We start from the raw sequence: 20199 nt of genomic DNA, 5'->3' as shown, positions 1-20199 counted from the left end.
GCGGATTATGCCTGATGAACCTTGGATATTTGTTGCCTGTTCTAGCCTTATCGCGAGCAAGCTCGCTCCCACAAGGGATAAATACACATTCTGAAAATGTAAGTAATCCTGTGGGAGCGAGCTTGCTCGCGATGAAGGCGACTCGGTCTCAGGCCTGGTCGAGTGCCACACCCGCGCCAACCAGGCCGGAGTACGGCGCCGTCACCAGCCACACCGGGATGCCTTTGAAGTAATCACTCATGCAGCCCTTGTCAGCAAAGCACCGGGCAAAGCCGCTTTCGATGAAGAAATCGGCGAACCGCGGAATCACCCCACCCACGATGTACACGCCACCGCGTCCGCCCGTGGTCAGCACGTTGTTGCCGGCCACACGACCCAGCCAGCAGCAGAACTGCTCAAGCACTTCCAGGGCAATCGGATCACCGGCCAGACCGGCAGCGGTAATCGACTCGGGAGAATCCAGCACCGGCTCATGACCGTCCACCGCACAAATCGCCCGGTACACCCGAGGCAAGCCGCTGCCGCTCAAGGCTGTTTCAGCGCTGACATGGCCGATCTCGTTGAAGATGTGTTGCCACAACTGAGTCTCCCGCGGACTGCTCAGCGGCAAATCGACGTGACCGCCCTCCCCCGGCAACGCGGCGAAACGACCTTCACCCAGATCCAGCAACGTGCCGACGCCCAGGCCAGTCCCCGGACCAATCACCACCGCCGGCCGCAACGGTTCCGCCGTGCCTTCGCAGACCACCCGAAACTCGTCCGGCTGCAAACGGGTCATGCCCAGCGCCATGGCCGAGAAGTCGTTGACCAGCAACAGTTGATCCACCTGCAAGGTCTTGCAGAACCCCTTGCGGCTGAGTCGCCAGTGATTGTTGGTGAACTTGAATTCATCGCCGCTGACGGGGCCGGCCACCGACAGGCACACCGAACCGATCAAACCCGGCTCCAGGCCAAGCCCGCTCAGGTAGAGAGCAATAGCCTCTTCCGGGCTGGCGTGGTCCGCCGTCGCCAGCACCTGAATCGATTCCAGCTGCTGGTTTTTCCACAACGCGAAACGTGCGTTGGTCCCACCGATGTCACCGACCAAAGCCAGTTTCAATTAAGCGTCTCCAGGGCAGAAGTAAAGGCGCTGGCGCCCTGCTCTGCGGAGCTGAAGGCCATGCGCATGAAACCAAACAGTTCGCGACCGCTGCCGATGTTGTTGCCCAACAGGCCCTTGGCAGGTTCGCGCGCCGCGAATTCTTCGGCGTCCACCTTAAGCTCCAGGGTGCCTTTGACGCCATCGACGCGGATGATATCGCCCTCTTGGACGCGCGCCAAAGCGCCGCCCACATACGCTTCGGGGCTGACGTGAATCGCCGCCGGGATTTTCCCCGACGCGCCGGACATGCGCCCGTCGGTAACCAACGCCACTTTGAAACCGCGATCCTGCAGCACGCCGAGGAACGGCGTCATCTTGTGCAGCTCCGGCATGCCGTTGGAGCGCGGGCCCTGGAAGCGCATCACGGCGACAAAATCCTTCTCCAGCAAACCGGCCTTGAACGCATCGGCCAAATCCTGCTGATCCTGGAACACCATGGCCGGTGCTTCGACGATCTGGTTTTCCAACGCGACGGCGGACACTTTCATCACGCCACGGCCGAGGTTGCCTTCCATGACCCGCAAGCCGCCCTCTGGCGAGAAGGCGCGAGCGACTGGACGCAGGATGGTTTCGTCGAGGCTTTCGATCGGGCCTTCGCGCCAGACCAGTTCGCCATTTTCGAGGAACGGTTCCATGGTGTAGCGGCTCAGGCCATGGCCCAGAACCGTGTTGACGTTTTCGTGCAGCAAGCCAGCTTCCAGCAGTTCGCGGATCAGGAACGACATACCGCCCGCGGCCTGGAAGTGGTTGATGTCGGCTTTGCCGTTCGGATAGACGTGGCTCAGGGTCGGCACCACCTCGGAGAGGTCGGCCATGTCCTGCCAGGTCAATTGAATGCCCGCCGCCATGGCGATAGCCGGCATGTGCAGCGTGTGGTTGGTCGAGCCGCCGGTGGCGTGCAGGGCCACGATGGAGTTGACCAGCGAACGTTCGTCGACGATTTCGCCAATCGGCATGAAGTCGCCGCTTTGCTTGGTCAGACGGGTGACCTGATGCGCCGCTTCGCGGGTCAGGGCATCGCGCAACGGCGTGTTCGGGTTGACGAAAGAGGCGCCCGGCAAGTGCAGGCCCATGACTTCCATCAGCAACTGGTTGGTGTTGGCGGTGCCGTAAAAAGTGCAGGTACCTGGGCTGTGGTAGGACTTCATCTCCGACTCCAGCAGCTCTTCGCGGCTGGCCTTGCCCTCGGCGTAGCGCTGGCGAACGTCGGCTTTCTGCTTGTTGGAAATGCCCGAAACCATCGGCCCGCCCGGCACGAAGATCGTCGGCAAGTGACCGAAGCGCAGCGCGCCCATCATCAGGCCCGGCACGATCTTGTCGCAGATGCCGAGCATCAGCGCACCGTCGAACATGTTGTGGGACAGCGCCACGGCGGCGGACAGCGCAATTACTTCGCGGCTCGGCAGGCTCAGTTCCATGCCCGGCTCGCCTTGGGTCACGCCATCGCACATGGCCGGGGTACCACCGGCGAACTGGCCGACGGAGCCGATTTCACGCAGGGCTTTTTTGATCTGTTCAGGAAACACTTCGTACGGCTGATGCGCCGAGAGCATGTCGTTATACGACGAAACAATCGCAATGTTCGCGGAGTTCATCATTCGCAGACTGTTCTTGTCGTCGGTGCCGCACCCGGCTACGCCGTGGGCGAAGTTGGCGCACTGCAGCTTGCCGCGCATAGGACCGTCGCTGGCAGCACCACGAATCAGTGCAAGGTAAGCCTCACGCGTGGCGCGGCTGCGGGCGATAAGCCGTTCGGTGACCTCAAGGACGCGGGGATGCATGTGTAGAACTCCAGGCTAACGGATGTGGCGACCTGATTGTCTATGCTGATCAAGAACCGTAGTGATTGGGATGACAGACGGTTTTCTTGATCGGTCGGACCAGTTGACTCAGGTCACTCGTTGTAGATTGAACAAAATATTGCCATTAAAAAGGCTTGTTTTCTATTTTTATGCGAATAATCTTGTAATTCCAACAACAAATCGACGGCGGCCCTGTTAAATGACTCTTCGAATCGCAATCAATGGTTTTGGCCGAATTGGCCGTAACGTCCTACGCGCACTGTATACCCAAGGTTATCGTCAGGATCTGCAGATCGTTGCCATCAATGACTTGGGCGACAGCTCGATCAACGCTCATCTGCTCAAGTACGACACTGTTCACGGCACGTTCGACGCCGATGTTCAGCACGACCAGGAAAGCCTGACCGTCAACGGCGACCGTATTTCTGTCAGCGCCATTCGTAACCCGGCCGAACTGCCCTGGGCCGCGGAAAAGATTGATGTCGTATTCGAATGCACCGGTTTGTTCACCGACCGGGCCAAAGCCGCCGCGCATATTACGGCCGGCGCACGCAAAGTGATCATCTCCGCCCCGGCCAAAGGCGCCGACGCCACCGTGGTGTATGGCGTTAACCACGACATTCTGCGCCAATCGCACCAGATTATTTCCAACGCGTCGTGCACCACCAACTGCCTGGCCCCGGTGGCGCAGGTGCTGCACCGCGAGCTGGGCATCGAAAGCGGTTTGATGACCACGATCCACGCCTACACCAATGACCAGCACCTGACTGACGTCTATCATGTCGACCCGTATCGTGCACGTTCGGCCACCCAGAACATGATCCCGAGCAAGACAGGCGCCGCAGAAGCGGTGGGCCTGGTACTGCCAGAACTGGCGGGCAAACTGACCGGCATGTCGGTGCGCGTACCGGTGATCAATGTGTCGCTGGTAGACCTGACTGTTCAGCTCAAACGCGAAGCGTCGGCCGATGAAGTGAATGCGCTGCTGAAAGAAGCGGCCCAGCACTCGAAGATTCTCGGCTACAACACCCTGCCGCTGGTCTCCAGCGACTTCAACCACAACCCGCTGTCGTCGATCTTTGACGCCAACCACACCAAGTCCAGCGGCAAGCTGCTCAAGGTACTGGCCTGGTACGACAACGAATGGGGCTTCTCCAACCGCATGCTCGATAACTGCCTGGCGCTTTGCAACGCCGAATAATCGTTGCCACCTGCAGGAGCATTCGATGATCGGTATCAGTTTTACGCAAAAGACCCTGGCAGCGCGCAAGCGTATTGCCTTGGTCGCCCATGACCACTGCAAGGTGTTTTTGCTGGACTGGGCCGAGCGGCACAAAGACAGGCTCGCACAGCATGAACTGGTCGCCACCGGCACCACCGGGTTGTTGTTGCAACAACGCCTGGATTTGCCTGTGGAGAGCATGATCAGCGGCCCATTGGGTGGCGACCAGCAACTCGGTGCGCGAATCGCCGAGCAGCGGGTCGACATGCTGGTGTTCTTCTGGGACCCGTTCGAACCACAGCCGCACGACCCGGACATCAAGGCGTTATTGCGCGTCGCGGCGGTCTGGAACATTCCCGTCGCCTGCAACGAATGCAGCGCCGACTACCTGCTCAGCAGCCCGATGATGGAGCAGGCGCACGAACACCGGATCCCCGATTACGCGACCTATCTATTGGGCCGCGCCTAGCAATTAGCAAATCAGCTTCACAAATCAATACTTGACCATTCGAGCGGATGATAAGCATTATCATTCGCTCGAAATGGATCAGGTCCTCCCGTGAGTCAATCTCGCTTCAATCACGTCTTCATCGCCCAGCGAGTCTCTCTGCTGCGCACATTGGAGCGGATGGTCAACAATCACAGCACCGCCGAAGACCTCCTGCAGGAGACCTACCTGCGAGTGACCCGGGCGCTCAGTGAGCGGGCCATCGATCACCTTGAACCTTTCGTTTTCCAGACCGCCCGCAACCTGGCACTGGACCATTTGCGTGCGCGGCGGATTCAGTCGCGCACGATGCTCGACGACGTGCCGCTGGACGTGGTGGAAAGCGTCGCCGCCCCTGCCAGCAGTGCCGAGGACGCCGCCCATGCCGAACAATTGCTCGAGCGCTTGAACGTGAGCCTCAATGAACTCAGCGCACGTCAGCAGCAGATTTTCATCCTCAGCCGTCTGCACGGGCACAGCTATCTGGAGATCGCCGAGAAGCTCGGCGTGTCATTGAGCACCGTGCAAAAGGAGCTGAAACTGATCATGGCGGTCTGCGTCGGCGTGGCCGAACGGTTAAACGGAGGCTGAGTCTGTAGGTTTATTCTCTACGAGTGAGGATGAACTGCATGGACTATCGGGCTTTGCTACCCTTGCCCCACTTTCAAGCTTCATTAAAAAAACAGCCGTGCCAAGACACTGCCGAGGAAACACCGTGACGGACACGCTTCCAGTGCCTCCCCCCGCCCCCCCTCCCCCCGCCCCGGCGCGGGACCCCGCACGTGCGATGGACCAGGCCCTCGACTGGCTGATCGTGCTGGACAGTCCGAGCGAGGACCAGACCCGACAGTTTCACGACTGGCTGGCCGCCAATCCGTTGCATGCCGAGGCGTTCGCCAAGGCTCAGGCGATCTGGGATGGCCCGCAGGTCGTGCAATGTGCGCAAAGCCTGGCCGCCCGCCCGCCGAAAGTGACCGTCCTTTCGCGCCTGCGGCCTCACTGGAAACCGCTGGCCACTGCCGCGGTGCTGATCCTCGGTGTGTTCAGTTTCAGCAATCTGCCCATGCGCCTGCAGGCTGATCACCTGACCGTGGTCGGTGAACGTCAACGTCTGCAATTGGAGGACGGCTCGAAGGTCCTGCTCAATACCAATTCGGCCTTCTCCAGCACCATCAACGATCAACAGCGCATTGCCCGCTTGTATCAGGGCGAGGCGTTTTTCGAGGTGGCGGCCAATCGTGGCCAGCCGCTGGAAATCGACGCCGGGCCGGTCAAGGCCAGTGTTCGGGACACCGCATTTGCAGTGCGTTATCTGGACGGTGTGGCACAGGTTCGGGTGCAGCGTGGGGATGTCGACTTGCGAGCGACCCGCGACGACGCGCGAATTCGATTGTCCGCCGGAGAAAGCATCCGTATCGGCCCCAACGGTTTCGATCGCCCCGCCAAGCTCGATGCCGCGACCGATCTGGCGTGGGTCCAGGGTCGACTGGTGTTCGAAAACTGTCCGCTGAGCCAGGTACTGGCGGAGCTGCGTCGTTACTATCCAGGCTGGATCATCATCAACAACAACGAGCAGTTGGCCGACATCGCTGTCACCGGCAATTACCGACTCGACCAGCCGTTGGACGTGGTCCGTTCGCTGGCCCACATCACCTCGGCGCGACTCCAGGAATTCCCGGCGCTGGTGATTTTGAACTAAATGAGAATTATTTTTACTCGATAGCCAAACCCCATACGTCTCGTTATAGCTAATGCAATTGATTCGCATCTTCAGATGCCAATCAGAACCTATAAAGATTCGTGCGACACGGAGCGCTATCGATGTCCTCTCGCCTTACCCGCCAACCTTCTTCACCTTCTCGCGTGCTGTCGCTGCTGACCGCCGCCATCCTGATGGCAGGCAGCGCGCCGCTGATGGCCGCCACCGCTGCAGAGCAACCGACCCGCAACATGGGCGATTACGCGTTCGCCATCCATCAGCAGTCGTTGGTCTCGGCACTCAATGCCTTTACCACCGTGACCGGTTGGCAGGTCGGCTTGTCGGCAGAACTGGCTGAAGGCGTGGCCTCGCCGGGCGTACGGGGTTCGCTGCAGCCAGAGAAAGCCCTCGATCGCCTGTTGGTGGGGACCAACCTGAGCTATCGCAAACTGGGCAACAACAACATCGTGCTGGAGAAGCGCAGCAACAGCGGCGCGCTCAACCTGGAACAGGTGACCATCAGCGCCACCCGTCAGGAACAGGACGTGAACAGCGTGCCGAGCACCGTCACCGTCCAGACCCGCGAAGCGCTGGACCGTAACAATGTGAATAACATCAAGGATCTGGTGCGCTACGAGCCGGGTGTTTCGGTGGGCGGCGCCGGTCAACGCGCCGGTCTCACTGGCTACAACATCCGCGGCATTGACGGCGACCGCGTACTGACCCAGGTCGACGGTGTGCAGGTGCCCGACAGCTTCTTCAACGGCCCGTACGCCCAGACCAACCGCAACTACGTCGATCCCGAGATCGTCAAGCGCGTCGAGATCCTGCGCGGCCCGGCGTCGGTGCTTTACGGCAGCAATGCCATCGGCGGCGCGGTCAGCTACTACACCCTGGACCCGGACGACATCATCAAGCCGGGCAAGGATGTCGGCGCACGCCTGAAAACCGGTTACAGCTCGGCCGACGATAGCTGGTTGACCTCCGGTACCGTGGCCGGTCGCACCGGCGACTTCGACGGCCTGTTGCACTTGAGTCAGCGCAATGGTCATGAAACAGAGTCCTACGGCGAAACCGGCGGCACCGGCCTGAACCGCACCGAGGCCAACCCCGAGGACGTGCGCACCACCAACGTGCTGGCCAAGCTGGGCTGGAACTACGCCGACGATGCGCGCTTCGGCCTGACCTACGAGCACTACAAGGACGACCGCGACACCCACCAGCTGAGCGCGGTGGGCGGCCCGTTCAACGCAGGACGCGGTTTCGGCTTCTATAAATCCCGTACCGGCAACGACACCGTCACCCGCGAACGCTTCGGTCTGGAACACAGCTTCGGCCTGGACAGTGTCCTGGCTGACAACATCAAATGGACGCTGAACTACCAGATCGCCAAGACCGACCAGCGCACCGAAGAAATCTACGCGCCGTCGCGCACCGTGCTGCGCAACCGCGATACCACCTACAAGGATCGCCAATGGGTGTTCGATGCCCAGGCTGACAAGTCGTTTGCCATCGCCGACACCGATCACCGTGTCACCTATGGCACCACCCTCAAACAGGACAAAGTCACCGGTCTGCGCACCGGTAGCGGCACCTGCCTGACAGTGGCCGGCGCGTGCCGGGTCATCGGAGCCGCCAGCGCTGCCGACACCCTGAAACCCGCCAGCGACTTCCCGGACCCGACCATCAACAGCTACAGCGTGTTCGCTCAGGATCAAATCAGCTGGGGCAACTGGACTTTCCTGCCCGGCGCACGCTACGACTACACCCAGCTCAAGCCACACATCACAGACGAGTTCCTGGTCACCGCCGATCAGAGCGGCAACGGCGCGGTGAACGACGACACCAAAACCTGGCATCGTCTGTCGCCAAAATTCGGCACCACCTACAGCTTCAACGACAACTACACCTGGTATGGCCAGTACGCCGAAGGCTTCCGTACTCCGACCGCCAAGGCCCTGTATGGTCGCTTCGAAAACCTGGCCGGCGGCTATCAGGTCGCGCCTAATCCCGACCTGGAGCCGGAAAAGAGCAAAAGTTATGAAACCGGTTTGCGCGGCCAGTTTGAGGCGGGCACTTTCGATATGGCGGTGTTCTACAACAAATACCGCGACTTCATCGACGAGAACGCCATCACTCCCGGCTACACCGAGACCACGTTCCAGAGCAACAACATCAAGCACGCCACCATCAAGGGTCTGGAGCTCAAGGGTCGCCTGAACCTGGATAATTTCGGTGCGCCAAACGGTCTCTACACCCAAGGTTCGGTGTCTTACCTCTATGGCCGCAACGATGACAGCGGCGAGCCGCTGAACAGTATCAACCCGCTGACCGGCGTGTTCGGTCTGGGTTATGACCAGGACAACTACGGTGCCCTGCTGAGCTGGACACTGGTTAAACGCAAGACCCGCGTCGACAGCACCAGCTTCAAAACTCCGGACGGCACCAGCACCCAGTTCAAGACCCCGGGCTATGGCGTGCTCGACCTGGCCGGTTTCTACAAGGTGACCAACGATGTAACCGTCAACGCCGGCCTCTACAACCTGACCAACAAAAAGTATTGGCAGTGGGACGACGTGCGCGGTTACGACAGCGTCGGTGAAGCCTCGGTGACTCAACCGGCCAACCTCGATCGCCTGACTCAACCGGGTCGTAACTTCGCGGTCAATCTGGTCTGGGATATCTGACCTGATTCACCTCCCGGCGCCGCGGAATAGAAGCAGCGCCGGGAGGTTTTTTTACTGTCCGGCGCCCGGTCATTCGTCTCGTTACCAAGCGCCTCTTTTTCTCAAGGACTTCTCATGACCACTCAGGACACTGCTCAACGCCCGACTCTGCGTTCGCAACGCTTGAACCAGATCACCCATGAACCTCACACCCAACTCGATGCGCTGGTCAAAGCGCACGCACCGTTTGAAACCCAGGCCAACTTCGCGCGTTTCGTAGTTGCTCAGTATTTGTTTCAGTCGGAACTGGTGTCGCTGTACAACGATGCCGAGCTGACGTCCATCGTTGCGGACCTGCCGGCACGCTGCCGTGCGGAAGCGGCCAAGGCTGACCTGGCTGACCTGGCTGACCTGGACACTCAAGTTCCGGAGCCCGTCGCAAGCGCCGTGAAGAATCCAGCCAAAGCCGAGGCCCTGGGTTGGCTCTTCGTGTCTGAAGGCTCGAAACTCGGCGCGGCGTTCCTGATCAAGCGTGCCGTGGGCCTGGGGTTGAGCGAAACCTTCGGCGCTCGTCACCTCGCGGAACCGGCCGGTGGCCGCGCTGAAGGCTGGAAAAGCTTCGTCAAAACCCTCGACGGGCTGGAACTCAGCGCACAAGAAGAAGCCGAGTTGGATAAAGGCGCTATCGACGCGTTCAACCGCTTTACCGTGTTGCTGGAACAGGCTTACACCACCACCCCAGAACTCGCCTGACTGTACGCATTCCCCTGTGGGAGCGAGCTTTGTGGCGAGGGGATTTATCCCCGTTGGGTCGCGAAGCGGCCCTAAAAAAGGGGACTGCTGCGCAGTCCAACGGGGATAAATCCCCTCGCCACAAAGCTCGCTCCCACAGGGTTCTTGCCGACTGAGCCAATGCCTCAACCAACATCATCAAAACTCGCCCGAATCCTCTTCGGTCTCCTGGCCTACGTCAGCCTGGGCATCGGCCTGATCGCCATCGTCGTACCCGGCCTGCCGACCACCGAGTTCATCCTGCTGGCTGCTTGGGCCGCGACCAAAAGTTCACCGCGCCTGAGTGCCTGGCTGGAAAACCACCGGCTGTTCGGACCGATCCTGTGCAACTGGCGCAACGGCAAAATTATCGCCCGTCGAGCCAAGGTCAGCGCCACCGTCAGCATGCTGCTGTGCGCCGGGTTGATGCTGGTGATGCTCGATCATGGCTGGCCGATTTACCTGGCCATCGCCAGCATGAGCCTGGGTAATGTGTGGATCTGGTCACGGCCAGAATCGCTGCCGACAATCTCCTGAATTTCTGTCCTTTTCAGGGCATTTTCCTGCGCAAACGTTCACCTACTACCGTTCGTCGGCTTTGCGCTCATGCAACCTGCGCCCCCGCCGATGTGCATGAAATGGCGCTGAATGGACTTGGCGAACCGGGTCGATCCCGACTCACAGCCAATACCTCATCCATTCGCGAGTTCGTCCTATGTTCGACTCTGTCTCCATCCGCCTGAAAATTGTCCTGCTGTCCGGTCTGTGCCTGCTTGGCGTGGTCGTCTTGATCGTCGGCATGAACATCTACCAGACCGATCAGAACGATGAACTGGTCAGCGCCTCCAGCAGCAAGATGCTCACCGCCAGTGTGCAGAACCTGCTCCATGCCAAGGCCGCCGAGCAAGCGGTGCGGGTGCAGAAGACCTTCGGCGAAAGTCTGCTGGTGGTGACCGCCCTGGCCGATCAGATCAAGGACATGCGCACCCTGGCGAGCAAGCGCTCCCTTGAAGCTGGCGCCCTGCGCGAAGAGTTGAACCAGAGCCTGAAAACCGCCTTCGAGCGCAACAGCAAAGTGCTGGGGATCTGGCTGGCGTTCGAGCCCAACGGGCTGGACGGCAAGGACAGCGAGTTCGCCAACGATGCGGCTCGCCAGTCCAACGAAGCCGGTCGTTTCGCCAGCTACTGGAGCCGTGCCGGCGGTGCCGGGATCAACACGATCATGGTCGAAGACGACATGACCAAAACCACCTTGAGCCTCAGCGGTACACCCTACAACAGCTGGTACACCTGCCCTCGCGACAGCAAGCGTACCTGCCTGCTCGACCCCTATGCCGATACCGTCGGCGGTAAGGAAATGCTGATGACCACCATTTCCGTACCGCTGTTGGTGGATGGCAAATCCATCGGCGTGGTCGGTGTGGACATTGCCCTCGACGCGCTGCAAGCGGCGGCTGTCGACTCCCAACGTGATCTGTTCAACAGCGCCGGGCACATGCTGATCGTCTCCGGCAGCGGCGTGCTCGCCGGTTACAGTGTCGACGCGAGCAAGGTCGGCAAAAGCATCGGTGACACCTTGGGCGCGGACGGCAAGGACGTCCTGCAACTGCTCAGCGCTGGCACGCCGAAGATCCTCGAACAGGGCGACCTGATTCGCGCGGTGTACCCGGTCAGTCCGATTGCCGAGTCCAAAGCCTGGGGCGTGGTGATCGACCTGCCGAAACAAGTGCTGCTGGCCGACTCGGTAAAGTTGCAAGCCGTACTCGATGACGCCCAGCAAAGCGGCACCCTCAAAGCGGTGTTGGTGGCGGTGATTGCCGGCCTGGTCGGACTGTTGCTGATCTGGCTCACGGCGTCCGGCGTGACTCGGCCGATCAATAGCGTGGCCGAGATGCTCAAGGCGATTGCCAGCGGCGACGGCGACCTGACTCAACGTCTGCACTACAGCAAGAAAGACGAACTGGGCGAACTGGTGAGCTGGTTCAACCGTTTCCTCGACAAGCTGCAACCGACTATCGCGCAGATCAAACAAAGCATCACCGATGCGCGCGGCACGGCCGACCAGTCCTCGGAAATCGCTCGCCAGACCAGCGAGGGCATGCAGGTACAGTTCCGCGAAATCGACCAGGTCGCCACCGCGTCCAACGAAATGAGCGCCACCGCCCACGACGTCGCCAACAGTGCCTCGAACGCGGCGAACGCGGCCAAAGGTGCTGATCAATCAGCCCGCGACGGCATGTCGATCATCGAACGCAGCACCCGCGACATCAACCTGCTGGCCGACGAAGTCAGCAAAGCGGTGACCGAAGTCGAAGCGCTGGCGGTCAACAGCGAGCAGATCGGCTCGGTGCTGGAAGTGATCCGCAGCATCGCCGAACAAACCAACCTGCTGGCGCTCAACGCGGCGATTGAAGCAGCCCGTGCCGGCGAGAGCGGTCGCGGGTTCGCGGTGGTCGCCGATGAGGTGCGCAACCTGGCCAAACGCACACAGGACTCGGTGGAAGAAATTCGCATCGTGATCGAACGCATCCAGACCGGCACTCGCGGCGTGGTGGCCACCATGCATTCGAGCCAGACCCAGGCCCACAGCAACGCCGGACAGATTCAGCAGGCGGTTCAGGCCTTGAGCAAAATCAGCGACGCAGTGACGGTCATCAGCGACATGAACCTGCAAATCGCCAGCGCCGCCGAACAGCAAAGCGCCGTGGCCGAAGAGGTCAACCGCAACGTCTCGGCGATCCGCACCGTCACCGAAACCTTGACCGGGCAGGCCACCGAGTCAGCGCAGATCAGCAGCCAGCTCAACTCTTTGACCACCCATCAGATGAAATTGATGGATCAGTTCCGGGTGTAATTTGATCTATCATCAGGCCCTCTCCCGGAGGGCCTTCGATGACTGGTTTACTCACGTCCATTCAAGCCGCACTCGGCTTGCCTCATACGCAGGTCAAGCTCACCTCGAGCGGCGCCCTGCCCTCGGCGTTTGCCGTCACCGACCTGGCGTGCGCCAGCATTGCCGCTGCCGGCCAGGCTGTCAGCGAATGGCTCCAGCAACAAACCGGTCGCTTGCCCACCCTTGAGGTCGACCGCCGCCTGGCCTCCTTCTGGTTCGCCACTTCGATCCGCCCGATAGGCTGGAGCGTCCCGCCGCTCTGGGACCCGGTCGCCGGTGACTACGCCACAAAGGATGGCTGGGTCCGCCTGCACACCAACGCGCCCCATCACCGCGCCGCTGCCGAAAAAGTGCTCGGCGCCTGTGCCGACCGTGCAGCGATGGCGAGCAAGGTTGCTCAATGGGCCAAACGTGATCTGGAGCAGGTCGTGGTCGATGCCGGTGGCTGCGCCGCCGAGATGCACACCTGGACGCAATGGCAGGCGCATCCCCAAGGCCAGGCCGTGAACACCGAGCCGCTGATTCAGTTTGCGGACAACAGCCGCCAGAACGCGAAACCGTGGCAAGGCTCGGTGGCGCAACCGCTGGCCGGGATCAAGGTCCTGGATTTAACCCGAGTGCTCGCCGGCCCGATTGCCAGCCGCTTTCTGGCAGGCCTCGGTGCCGACGTTTTGCGTATCGACCCACCGACCTGGAACGAACCGGGCGTGGTGCCGGAAGTCACCCTGGGCAAACGCTGCGCGCGCCTGGACCTGCACGACAAGACTGATCGCGCGGTGTTCGAAAGCCTGCTCAAGGACGCTGACATTCTGCTTCACGGCTACCGCGCGGATGCACTGGAACGCCTGGGTTACGGCGTCGCCGAACGCCAGAAACTGGCGCCCGGCCTGATCGATGTCAGCCTCAATGCCTACGGCTGGAGCGGCCCGTGGCAGAACCGCCGCGGTTTCGACAGCCTGGTACAAATGAGCAGCGGGATCGCCGACACTGGCATGCAGTGGAAACACGCGAACAAGCCGACGCCATTGCCATTGCAAGCGCTCGATCACGCTACCGGGTATTTGATGGCGGCCAGTGCGATTCGATTGTTGGGGCGTAGTGGATCGGCGCGGTTGTCGTTGGCGCGTACGGCGAAGTTGCTGATTGAAAACGGCGCGGGGACGGATGAGCCGTTGCGGGCAGAAGATGACAGCGATCAAGGGCTGTTGGTTGAGCAGACGCCCTGGGGACCGGCGCATCGACTTCATGTGCCATTGAAAATAACGGGGACACCGTTGCAGTGGGCACTTGCTGCTGGAGAATTAGGTTCACATCGCGCGCAGTGGTGGTGACTGCCGGATTGCTATCGTCGGAACGCCGCCCGGACCAAGCTCGCTCCCACAGGTGACGGAGTTTTCCCGGACGACTGCGATCAAACTGCCGGACCACTGCCTCGATGCCAACAATCGCCCGCGCCGACAAGAACCCCAGCATCGCCGACCAGTCATAGGGCGGTGGGTACTCCAGCAGCACCTTCATAACGCCTCCAATTGCCGATGAGACCACGCTGACCAGGATGAACCAAGTTCGCCCGACAGACTGGAAAAGTCGTGATGATCGGTTCACTCTCGGACTCGGCGACACCCGGATTAGCGATCAATAAAAGAAACTCCGAGGGCAGGCTTGAGGTCTGCCCTGATTCAATACCTTTTTGAAGGAGAGATGCCAATGGCAACGTTCGAGCCCGGTCACCTGCACATCGAGCGCCACGCGCTGAACAAGGACGATTACAGTTACAGCCTGAGCATCGACTATGAAGTCAGCCAGGACCCCAAGGAAGGTCAAGGCATGCTCTTCAAGATGCATGGTACGGTTGGGGACAAGGAGTTGAAGGAAGAATTCTTCCTGCCCAAGGATCAGGCATTCGACTTCGCCCGGCATGCCACGCGCATTGCGCAAAAATACGGCTTGCCCAAGGAAGCCAGCATCGGTTCGATTCACAAGCAATACGACGAGATGTTTGAAGATGTGCGCGCGCAGCTGGATGTGAAATCCGGTGACCCGGTCAAACCTGAGCATCTGGATCGAATCTGAAGGCCACCCCCTCACCCTGACCCTCTCCCCACTGGGGCGGTCCGACGTTCGGGAGGGCTGGGGTGAGGGGTGGCTTTTGAATCCACCCTAAATCTCAAGATTTCACCCAAGACCTCCTCCAAGGCATACTTGCCACCCTCCGCACTCCAGAACCAAGAAACGCCCCATGCGTATCCACGTCAGCTTCATCGACCGCGTCGGTATTACCCAGGAAGTCCTGGCCTTGCTTGGTGGGCGCAATCTCAATCTGGATGCGGTGGAAATGGTCCCGCCCAACGTCTATATCGATGCCCCGACGCTGAGCCCGGAAGTCCTCGAAGAGCTGCGCGATGCGTTGTTCAGCGTGCGCGGCGTGCAAGCGGTGACGGTAGTCGACATTCTTCCCGGTCAGCGTCGGCACCTGCAGCTTGATGCGTTGCTCGCGGCCATGACCGACCCGGTCCTGGCGCTGGACAGTGCCGGCAAGGTGTTGCTGGCCAACCCGGCACTGATTGCCTTGTACGGGCGCGAGCCTGACGGCGAAAGCATCGCTGACCTGTTCGCCGACCCAACACTACTCGAAGCCCTGCTGGAAAACGGCTTCCGCCTGCCGCTGCGGGAAGTCACCGTCAACGGCCAGACGTTGCTGCTGGATGCCACACCGATTACCGACGCCGGCGCCCTGCTGACTCTGTATCAACCGAACCGTATCGGCGAACGCCTTTCGGCACTGCACCACGACCATGCCGAAGGGTTCGATGCGCTGCTCGGCGAGTCTCCGTCGATTCGGACCCTCAAGGCCCGCGCCCAGCGCGTTGCGGCCCTCGATGCGCCGTTGCTGATCCAGGGCGAAACCGGCACCGGCAAAGAACTGGTTGCGCGTGCCTGCCACGCCATCAGCGCTCGACACAGTTCGCCCTTTTTGGCGCTGAACTGCGCGGCATTGCCGGAGAACCTCGCCGAAAGCGAATTGTTCGGCTACGCCCCCGGCGCCTTCACCGGTGCGCAACGGGGCGGCAAACCGGGGCTGATGGAACTGGCCAACCAGGGCACGGTGTTTCTCGATGAGATCGGCGAGATGTCGCCGTACTTGCAGGCAAAATTGCTGCGCTTCTTGAACGACGGCAGCTTCCGCCGGGTGGGCGGGGATCGTGAGGTGAAGGTCAATGTGCGGATCCTCAGCGCCACGCACCGCGATCTGGAAAAAATGGTCAGCGAAGGTTCGTTCCGCGAAGATTTGTTCTATCGCCTCAACGTCCTGAACGTCGAAGTCCCGCCCCTGCGCGAACGCGGCCAGGACATCCTGCTGCTCGCCCGCTACTTCATGCAGCAGGCCTGCGCGCAGATCCAGCGTCCGGTCTGTCGCCTGGCGCCCGGCACCTATCCGGCACTGCTGGGCAATCGCTGGCCGGGCAACGTGCGGCAATTGCAGAACGTGATCTTCCGTGCCGCCGCCATTTGCGAAAGCAGCCTGGTCGATATCGGCGACCTCGATATCGCTGGCACTTCGGTGGCGCGCCAGAGCGACAGCGACGTCGATAGCCTCGAACAGGCGATGGAGGAGTTCGAGAAAAACCTGCTGGAAAAACTCTACGTCAGCTACCCCTCGACCCGCCAATTGGCCAGCCGTTTGCAAACCTCCCACACGGCGATTGCCCATCGGTTGCGCAAGTACGGCATTCCCAATAAGCCCTGAAGCCGCCATCGCGAGCAAGCTCGCTCCAACACTGGGATTGTGTCGATCACAAATCTCTGATCACAGGAGATCCCTGTGGGAGCGAGCTTGCTCGCGATGAGGCCAGTTGCCTCACCATCAATCTCATCAAAAGCGACCTCCATCTGTACTGAAAGCGCTACAGCGGAACGATATCGCTACACCCTCTCCTGATCACCGCTGCGCAAGGCTTTGATCCACTTAGGCTTTTTTCTCCACCTTGTGCTGTAGCGATTTCGTTACAGCCAGCAAATCCTTGCACCTCAAACAAATACATAACTTATTGATTTTTAACGAATAAATAACATTGGCCGCGATTTTGCTTAGTATCCACTCATAAAGCAGGGCTTTGCCCAGCATTCAATCGCGTCACCAGACGAGTCTGGCCCCCCTTAGGAGTTTCCATGAGCGAGTTGCGTTTTACTGAAGATCACGAATGGCTACGTACCGAAGCTGACGGCACCGTCACAGTCGGCATCACCGCTTTCGCACAGAACGCCCTGGGCGACGTGGTTTTCGTACAACTGCCTGAGCTGCAGTCCTACGACAAAGGCGCTGAAGCCGCCACCGTGGAATCGGTAAAAGCCGCCAGCGGCGTGTATATGCCGCTGGACGGTGAAGTGCTGGAAGTGAACCCGGCGCTGGACAGCAGCCCTGAACTGGTCAACGAAGATCCGCTGGGCGAAGGCTGGTTCTTCCGCTTTCAGCCAAGCGATGCCTCGGCTGTCGCCCAACTGCTGGATCAAGACGCCTACGACCGTCTGATCAAAGCCAACGCCGAAGCCTGAGGAGCGCTGACATGACTCAAATAAACCTAACGACCGCCAACGAATTCATCACCCGCCACATCGGCCCGCGTGCCGGCGACGAGCAAGCCATGCTCAACAGCCTCGGCTTTGACTCCCTGGAAGCCCTGAGCGCCAGCGTCATTCCCGACAGCATCAAAGGCACCAGCGTGCTCGGCCTGGAAGACGGTCTGAGCGAAGCGGACGCCCTGGCGTTGATCAAATCCATCGCCGGTAAAAACCAGCTGTTCAAAACCTACATCGGCCAGGGCTACTACGGCACTCACACGCCGTCGCCGATCCTGCGCAACCTGCTGGAAAACCCGGCCTGGTACACCGCGTACACCCCGTACCAACCGGAAATTTCCCAGGGCCGTCTCGAGGCGCTGCTGAACTTCCAGACCCTGATCAGCGACCTCAGCGGCCTGCCGATCGCCAACGCCTCGCTGCTGGATGAAGCCACCGCCGCCGCCGAAGCCATGACCTTCTGCAAACGCCTGAGCAAGAACAAAGGCAGCCACGCGTTTTTCGCGTCGGTACACTGCCATCCGCAAACCCTCGACGTGCTGCGCACCCGTGCCGAGCCGTTGGGCATCGACGTAGTGGTTGGCGACGAGCGTGAACTGACTGACGTGACGCCGTTTTTCGGCGCACTGCTGCAATACCCGGCGAGCAACGGTGACGTCTTTGATTACCGCGAACTGACCGAACGCTTCCACGCCGCTAACGCGCTGGTCGCGGTGGCCGCCGACTTGCTGGCCCTGACCGTGCTGACCCCGCCGGGCGAGTTCGGTGCTGACGTGGCCATCGGCAGCGCGCAACGTTTCGGCGTGCCGCTGGGCTTCGGTGGCCCGCACGCCGCGTATTTCTCCACCAAGGATGCGTTCAAGCGCGACATGCCGGGCCGTCTGGTCGGTGTCTCCGTCGACCGTTTCGGCAAGCCGGCCCTGCGCCTGGCGATGCAGACCCGCGAGCAACATATCCGTCGCGAGAAGGCCACCAGCAACATCTGCACCGCGCAGGTTCTGCTCGCCAACATCGCCAGCATGTACGCCGTGTACCACGGCCCGAAAGGCCTGACGCAGATTGCCCAGCGCATTCATCACCTGACCGCGATTCTGGCCCAAGGCCTGAAAGCCCTGGGCCTGAGCGTCGAGCAAGCCAGCTTCTTCGACACCCTGACCCTGAACACCGGCGCCAACACCGCCAAGCTGCACGACAAGGCTCGCGCTCAGCAGATCAACCTGCGTGTGGTCGATGCTGAACGTCTGGGCCTGTCCCTCGACGAAACCACGTCGCAAGCTGACGTGGAAAGCCTGTGGGCCCTGCTGGCTGACGGTAAAGCGCTGCCGGATTTCGCCGCCCTCGCCGCCTCGGTTCAAAGCACCCTCCCGGCCACCCTGGTGCGCCAATCGCCGATCCTCAGCCACCCGGTGTTCAACCGTTACCACTCGGAAACCGAGCTGATGCGCTACCTGCGCAAGCTCGCCGACAAGGACCTGGCGCTGGATCGCACCATGATCCCGCTGGGTTCCTGCACCATGAAACTCAATGCCGCCAGCGAAATGATCCCGGTGACCTGGGCCGAGTTCGGCGCCCTGCACCCGTTCGCCCCGGCCGAGCAAAGCGCCGGTTACCAGCAGCTGACCGATGAACTGGAAGCCATGCTCTGCGCCGCCACCGGTTACGACGCGATCTCGCTGCAACCGAACGCCGGCTCGCAAGGCGAATACGCCGGCCTGCTGGCGATTCGCGCCTATCACCAGAGCCGTGGCGAAGACCGTCGCGACATCTGCCTGATCCCCTCGTCCGCCCACGGCACCAACCCGGCCACCGCCAACATGGCCGGCATGCGCGTGGTCGTGACCGCGTGCGATGCCCGCGGCAACGTCGACATCGAAGACCTGCGCGCCAAGGCCATCGAGCACCGCGAGCATCTCGCGGCATTGATGATCACCTACCCGTCGACCCACGGCGTGTTCGAAGAAGGCATCCGCGAAATCTGCGGCATCATTCATGACAACGGCGGCCAGGTGTACATCGACGGCGCCAACATGAACGCCATGGTCGGCCTCTGCGCACCGGGCAAGTTCGGCGGCGATGTGTCGCACCTGAACCTGCACAAAACCTTCTGCATCCCGCACGGCGGTGGCGGCCCGGGCGTCGGCCCGATTGGCGTCAAGTCGCACCTGACCCCGTTCCTGCCGGGTCACGCGCAGATGGAGCGCAAGCAAGGCGCGGTCTGCGCCGCACCGTTCGGCAGCGCGAGCATTTTGCCGATCACCTGGATGTACATTCGGATGATGGGTGGCGCGGGGCTGAAGCGCGCGTCGCAACTGGCGATCCTGAATGCCAACTACATTTCCCGTCGCCTCGAAGAGCATTACCCGGTGCTGTACACCGGCAGCAACGGCCTGGTGGCGCACGAATGCATCCTCGATTTGCGCCCGCTGAAAGACAGCAGCGGCATCAGCGTCGATGACGTCGCCAAGCGCCTGATCGACTTCGGCTTCCACGCCCCGACCATGTCGTTCCCGGTCGCCGGCACGCTGATGATCGAGCCGACCGAAAGCGAATCCAAGGAAGAACTGGACCGCTTCTGCGACGCCATGATCCGCATCCGCGAAGAAATCCGCGCGGTGGAAAACGGCACGCTGGACAAGGACGACAACCCGTTGAAAAACGCACCGCATACTGCGGCGGAACTGGTTGGCGAGTGGACGCATCCGTACAGCCGTGAGCAAGCGGTGTATCCGGTTGCGTCGCTGATCGAAGGCAAGTACTGGCCACCGGTCGGTCGGGTCGACAACGTGTTTGGTGATCGCAACCTGATCTGCGCTTGCCCGTCGATCGAAAGCTACGCTTAAAACTGATGGGGGCGGGTTCGCCTGCCCCACTCAAAACACCACAAAACCCTGTGGGAGCGAGCTTGCTCGCGATGACGGACTGACATTCACCAAAGATGTC

The 20199-nt window shown here is 60.9% G+C and carries 14 protein-coding genes and 3 pseudogenes; 14 read left to right on the top strand and 3 right to left on the bottom strand.

Going from position 1 to position 20199, the window contains the following annotated elements; all coding sequences use genetic code 11:
• Positions 1–148 precede the first annotated feature (148 nt).
• Positions 149–1099, bottom strand: coding sequence for a glucokinase (locus ACYZT7_RS08045; RefSeq protein WP_462040618.1), 951 nt, complete (start codon positions 1097–1099; stop codon positions 149–151).
• Positions 1096–2922, bottom strand: a complete 1827-nt coding sequence (edd, locus tag ACYZT7_RS08040; RefSeq protein ID WP_462040617.1) for a phosphogluconate dehydratase — start codon at positions 2920–2922, stop codon at positions 1096–1098. Before edd ends, ACYZT7_RS08045 begins: the two co-directional genes overlap by 4 nt.
• 220 nt (positions 2923–3142) lie before the next feature.
• Here edd and gap point away from each other — a divergent pair, with 220 nt between their 5' ends.
• From gap to ACYZT7_RS07990, 10 genes and pseudogenes are all read left to right on the top strand, one after another.
• Positions 3143–4144, top strand: a complete 1002-nt coding sequence (gene gap, locus ACYZT7_RS08035; protein ID WP_462040616.1) for a type I glyceraldehyde-3-phosphate dehydrogenase — start codon at positions 3143–3145, stop codon at positions 4142–4144.
• Positions 4145–4169: 25 nt separating this feature from the next.
• Complete coding sequence (locus ACYZT7_RS08030) at positions 4170–4634, top strand: methylglyoxal synthase (RefSeq protein ID WP_462040615.1); 465 nt, start codon at positions 4170–4172, stop codon at positions 4632–4634.
• A gap of 90 nt (positions 4635–4724) precedes the next feature.
• Positions 4725–5243: an RNA polymerase sigma factor gene (locus ACYZT7_RS08025; RefSeq protein WP_462040614.1), complete on the top strand. Its 519-nt coding sequence runs from the start codon at positions 4725–4727 to the stop codon at positions 5241–5243.
• Positions 5244–5439: 196 nt separating this feature from the next.
• Positions 5440–6351 (top strand): FecR family protein, encoded by a 912-nt coding sequence (locus ACYZT7_RS08020; RefSeq protein ID WP_462040613.1) that lies wholly within the window; start codon positions 5440–5442, stop codon positions 6349–6351.
• Positions 6352–6473: 122 nt separating this feature from the next.
• Positions 6474–9038: a TonB-dependent receptor gene (locus ACYZT7_RS08015; RefSeq protein ID WP_462040612.1), complete on the top strand. Its 2565-nt coding sequence runs from the start codon at positions 6474–6476 to the stop codon at positions 9036–9038.
• A 114-nt stretch (positions 9039–9152) separates the two neighbouring features.
• Complete coding sequence (locus ACYZT7_RS08010) at positions 9153–9770, top strand: biliverdin-producing heme oxygenase (protein ID WP_462040611.1); 618 nt, start codon at positions 9153–9155, stop codon at positions 9768–9770.
• A gap of 159 nt (positions 9771–9929) precedes the next feature.
• Complete coding sequence (locus ACYZT7_RS08005) at positions 9930–10325, top strand: YbaN family protein (protein ID WP_462040610.1); 396 nt, start codon at positions 9930–9932, stop codon at positions 10323–10325.
• A 178-nt stretch (positions 10326–10503) separates the two neighbouring features.
• A pseudogene (locus ACYZT7_RS08000) lies at positions 10504–11784 on the top strand (methyl-accepting chemotaxis protein); the annotation flags it as partial.
• 333 nt (positions 11785–12117) lie between these two features.
• Positions 12118–12642, top strand: a pseudogene (locus ACYZT7_RS07995) (methyl-accepting chemotaxis protein); the annotation flags it as partial.
• A 38-nt stretch (positions 12643–12680) separates the two neighbouring features.
• Entirely contained in the window at positions 12681–14012 is a 1332-nt protein-coding gene (locus tag ACYZT7_RS07990) for a CoA transferase (protein ID WP_462040609.1), read from the top strand.
• Positions 14013–14103: 91 nt separating this feature from the next.
• Here the strand turns inward: ACYZT7_RS07990 and ACYZT7_RS07985 are convergent.
• A pseudogene (locus ACYZT7_RS07985) lies at positions 14104–14199 on the bottom strand (AlkA N-terminal domain-containing protein); the annotation flags it as partial.
• Positions 14200–14388: 189 nt separating this feature from the next.
• Here ACYZT7_RS07985 and ACYZT7_RS07980 point away from each other — a divergent pair.
• From ACYZT7_RS07980 to gcvP, 4 genes are all read left to right on the top strand, one after another.
• On the top strand, positions 14389–14754 hold the full coding sequence (locus ACYZT7_RS07980) for a DUF5064 family protein (RefSeq protein WP_462040608.1): 366 nt from the start codon (positions 14389–14391) through the stop codon (positions 14752–14754).
• Between the two features lie 166 nt (positions 14755–14920).
• A complete protein-coding gene (locus ACYZT7_RS07975) occupies positions 14921–16429 on the top strand; it encodes a sigma-54-dependent transcriptional regulator (protein WP_462040607.1) in 1509 nt (502 codons plus the stop codon).
• 422 nt (positions 16430–16851) lie between these two features.
• A complete protein-coding gene (gcvH, locus tag ACYZT7_RS07970; protein WP_462040606.1) occupies positions 16852–17235 on the top strand; it encodes a glycine cleavage system protein GcvH in 384 nt (127 codons plus the stop codon).
• Positions 17236–17246: 11 nt separating this feature from the next.
• Positions 17247–20099, top strand: a complete 2853-nt coding sequence (gene gcvP / locus ACYZT7_RS07965) for an aminomethyl-transferring glycine dehydrogenase (protein WP_462040605.1) — start codon at positions 17247–17249, stop codon at positions 20097–20099.
• The last annotated feature ends 100 nt before the right edge of the window (positions 20100–20199 follow it).

The organism is Pseudomonas sp. RT4P38, assembly GCF_054897765.1.
Note: the sequence above shows the minus strand (reverse complement) of the source record. Positions and strands in the feature narration are given on the sequence as shown.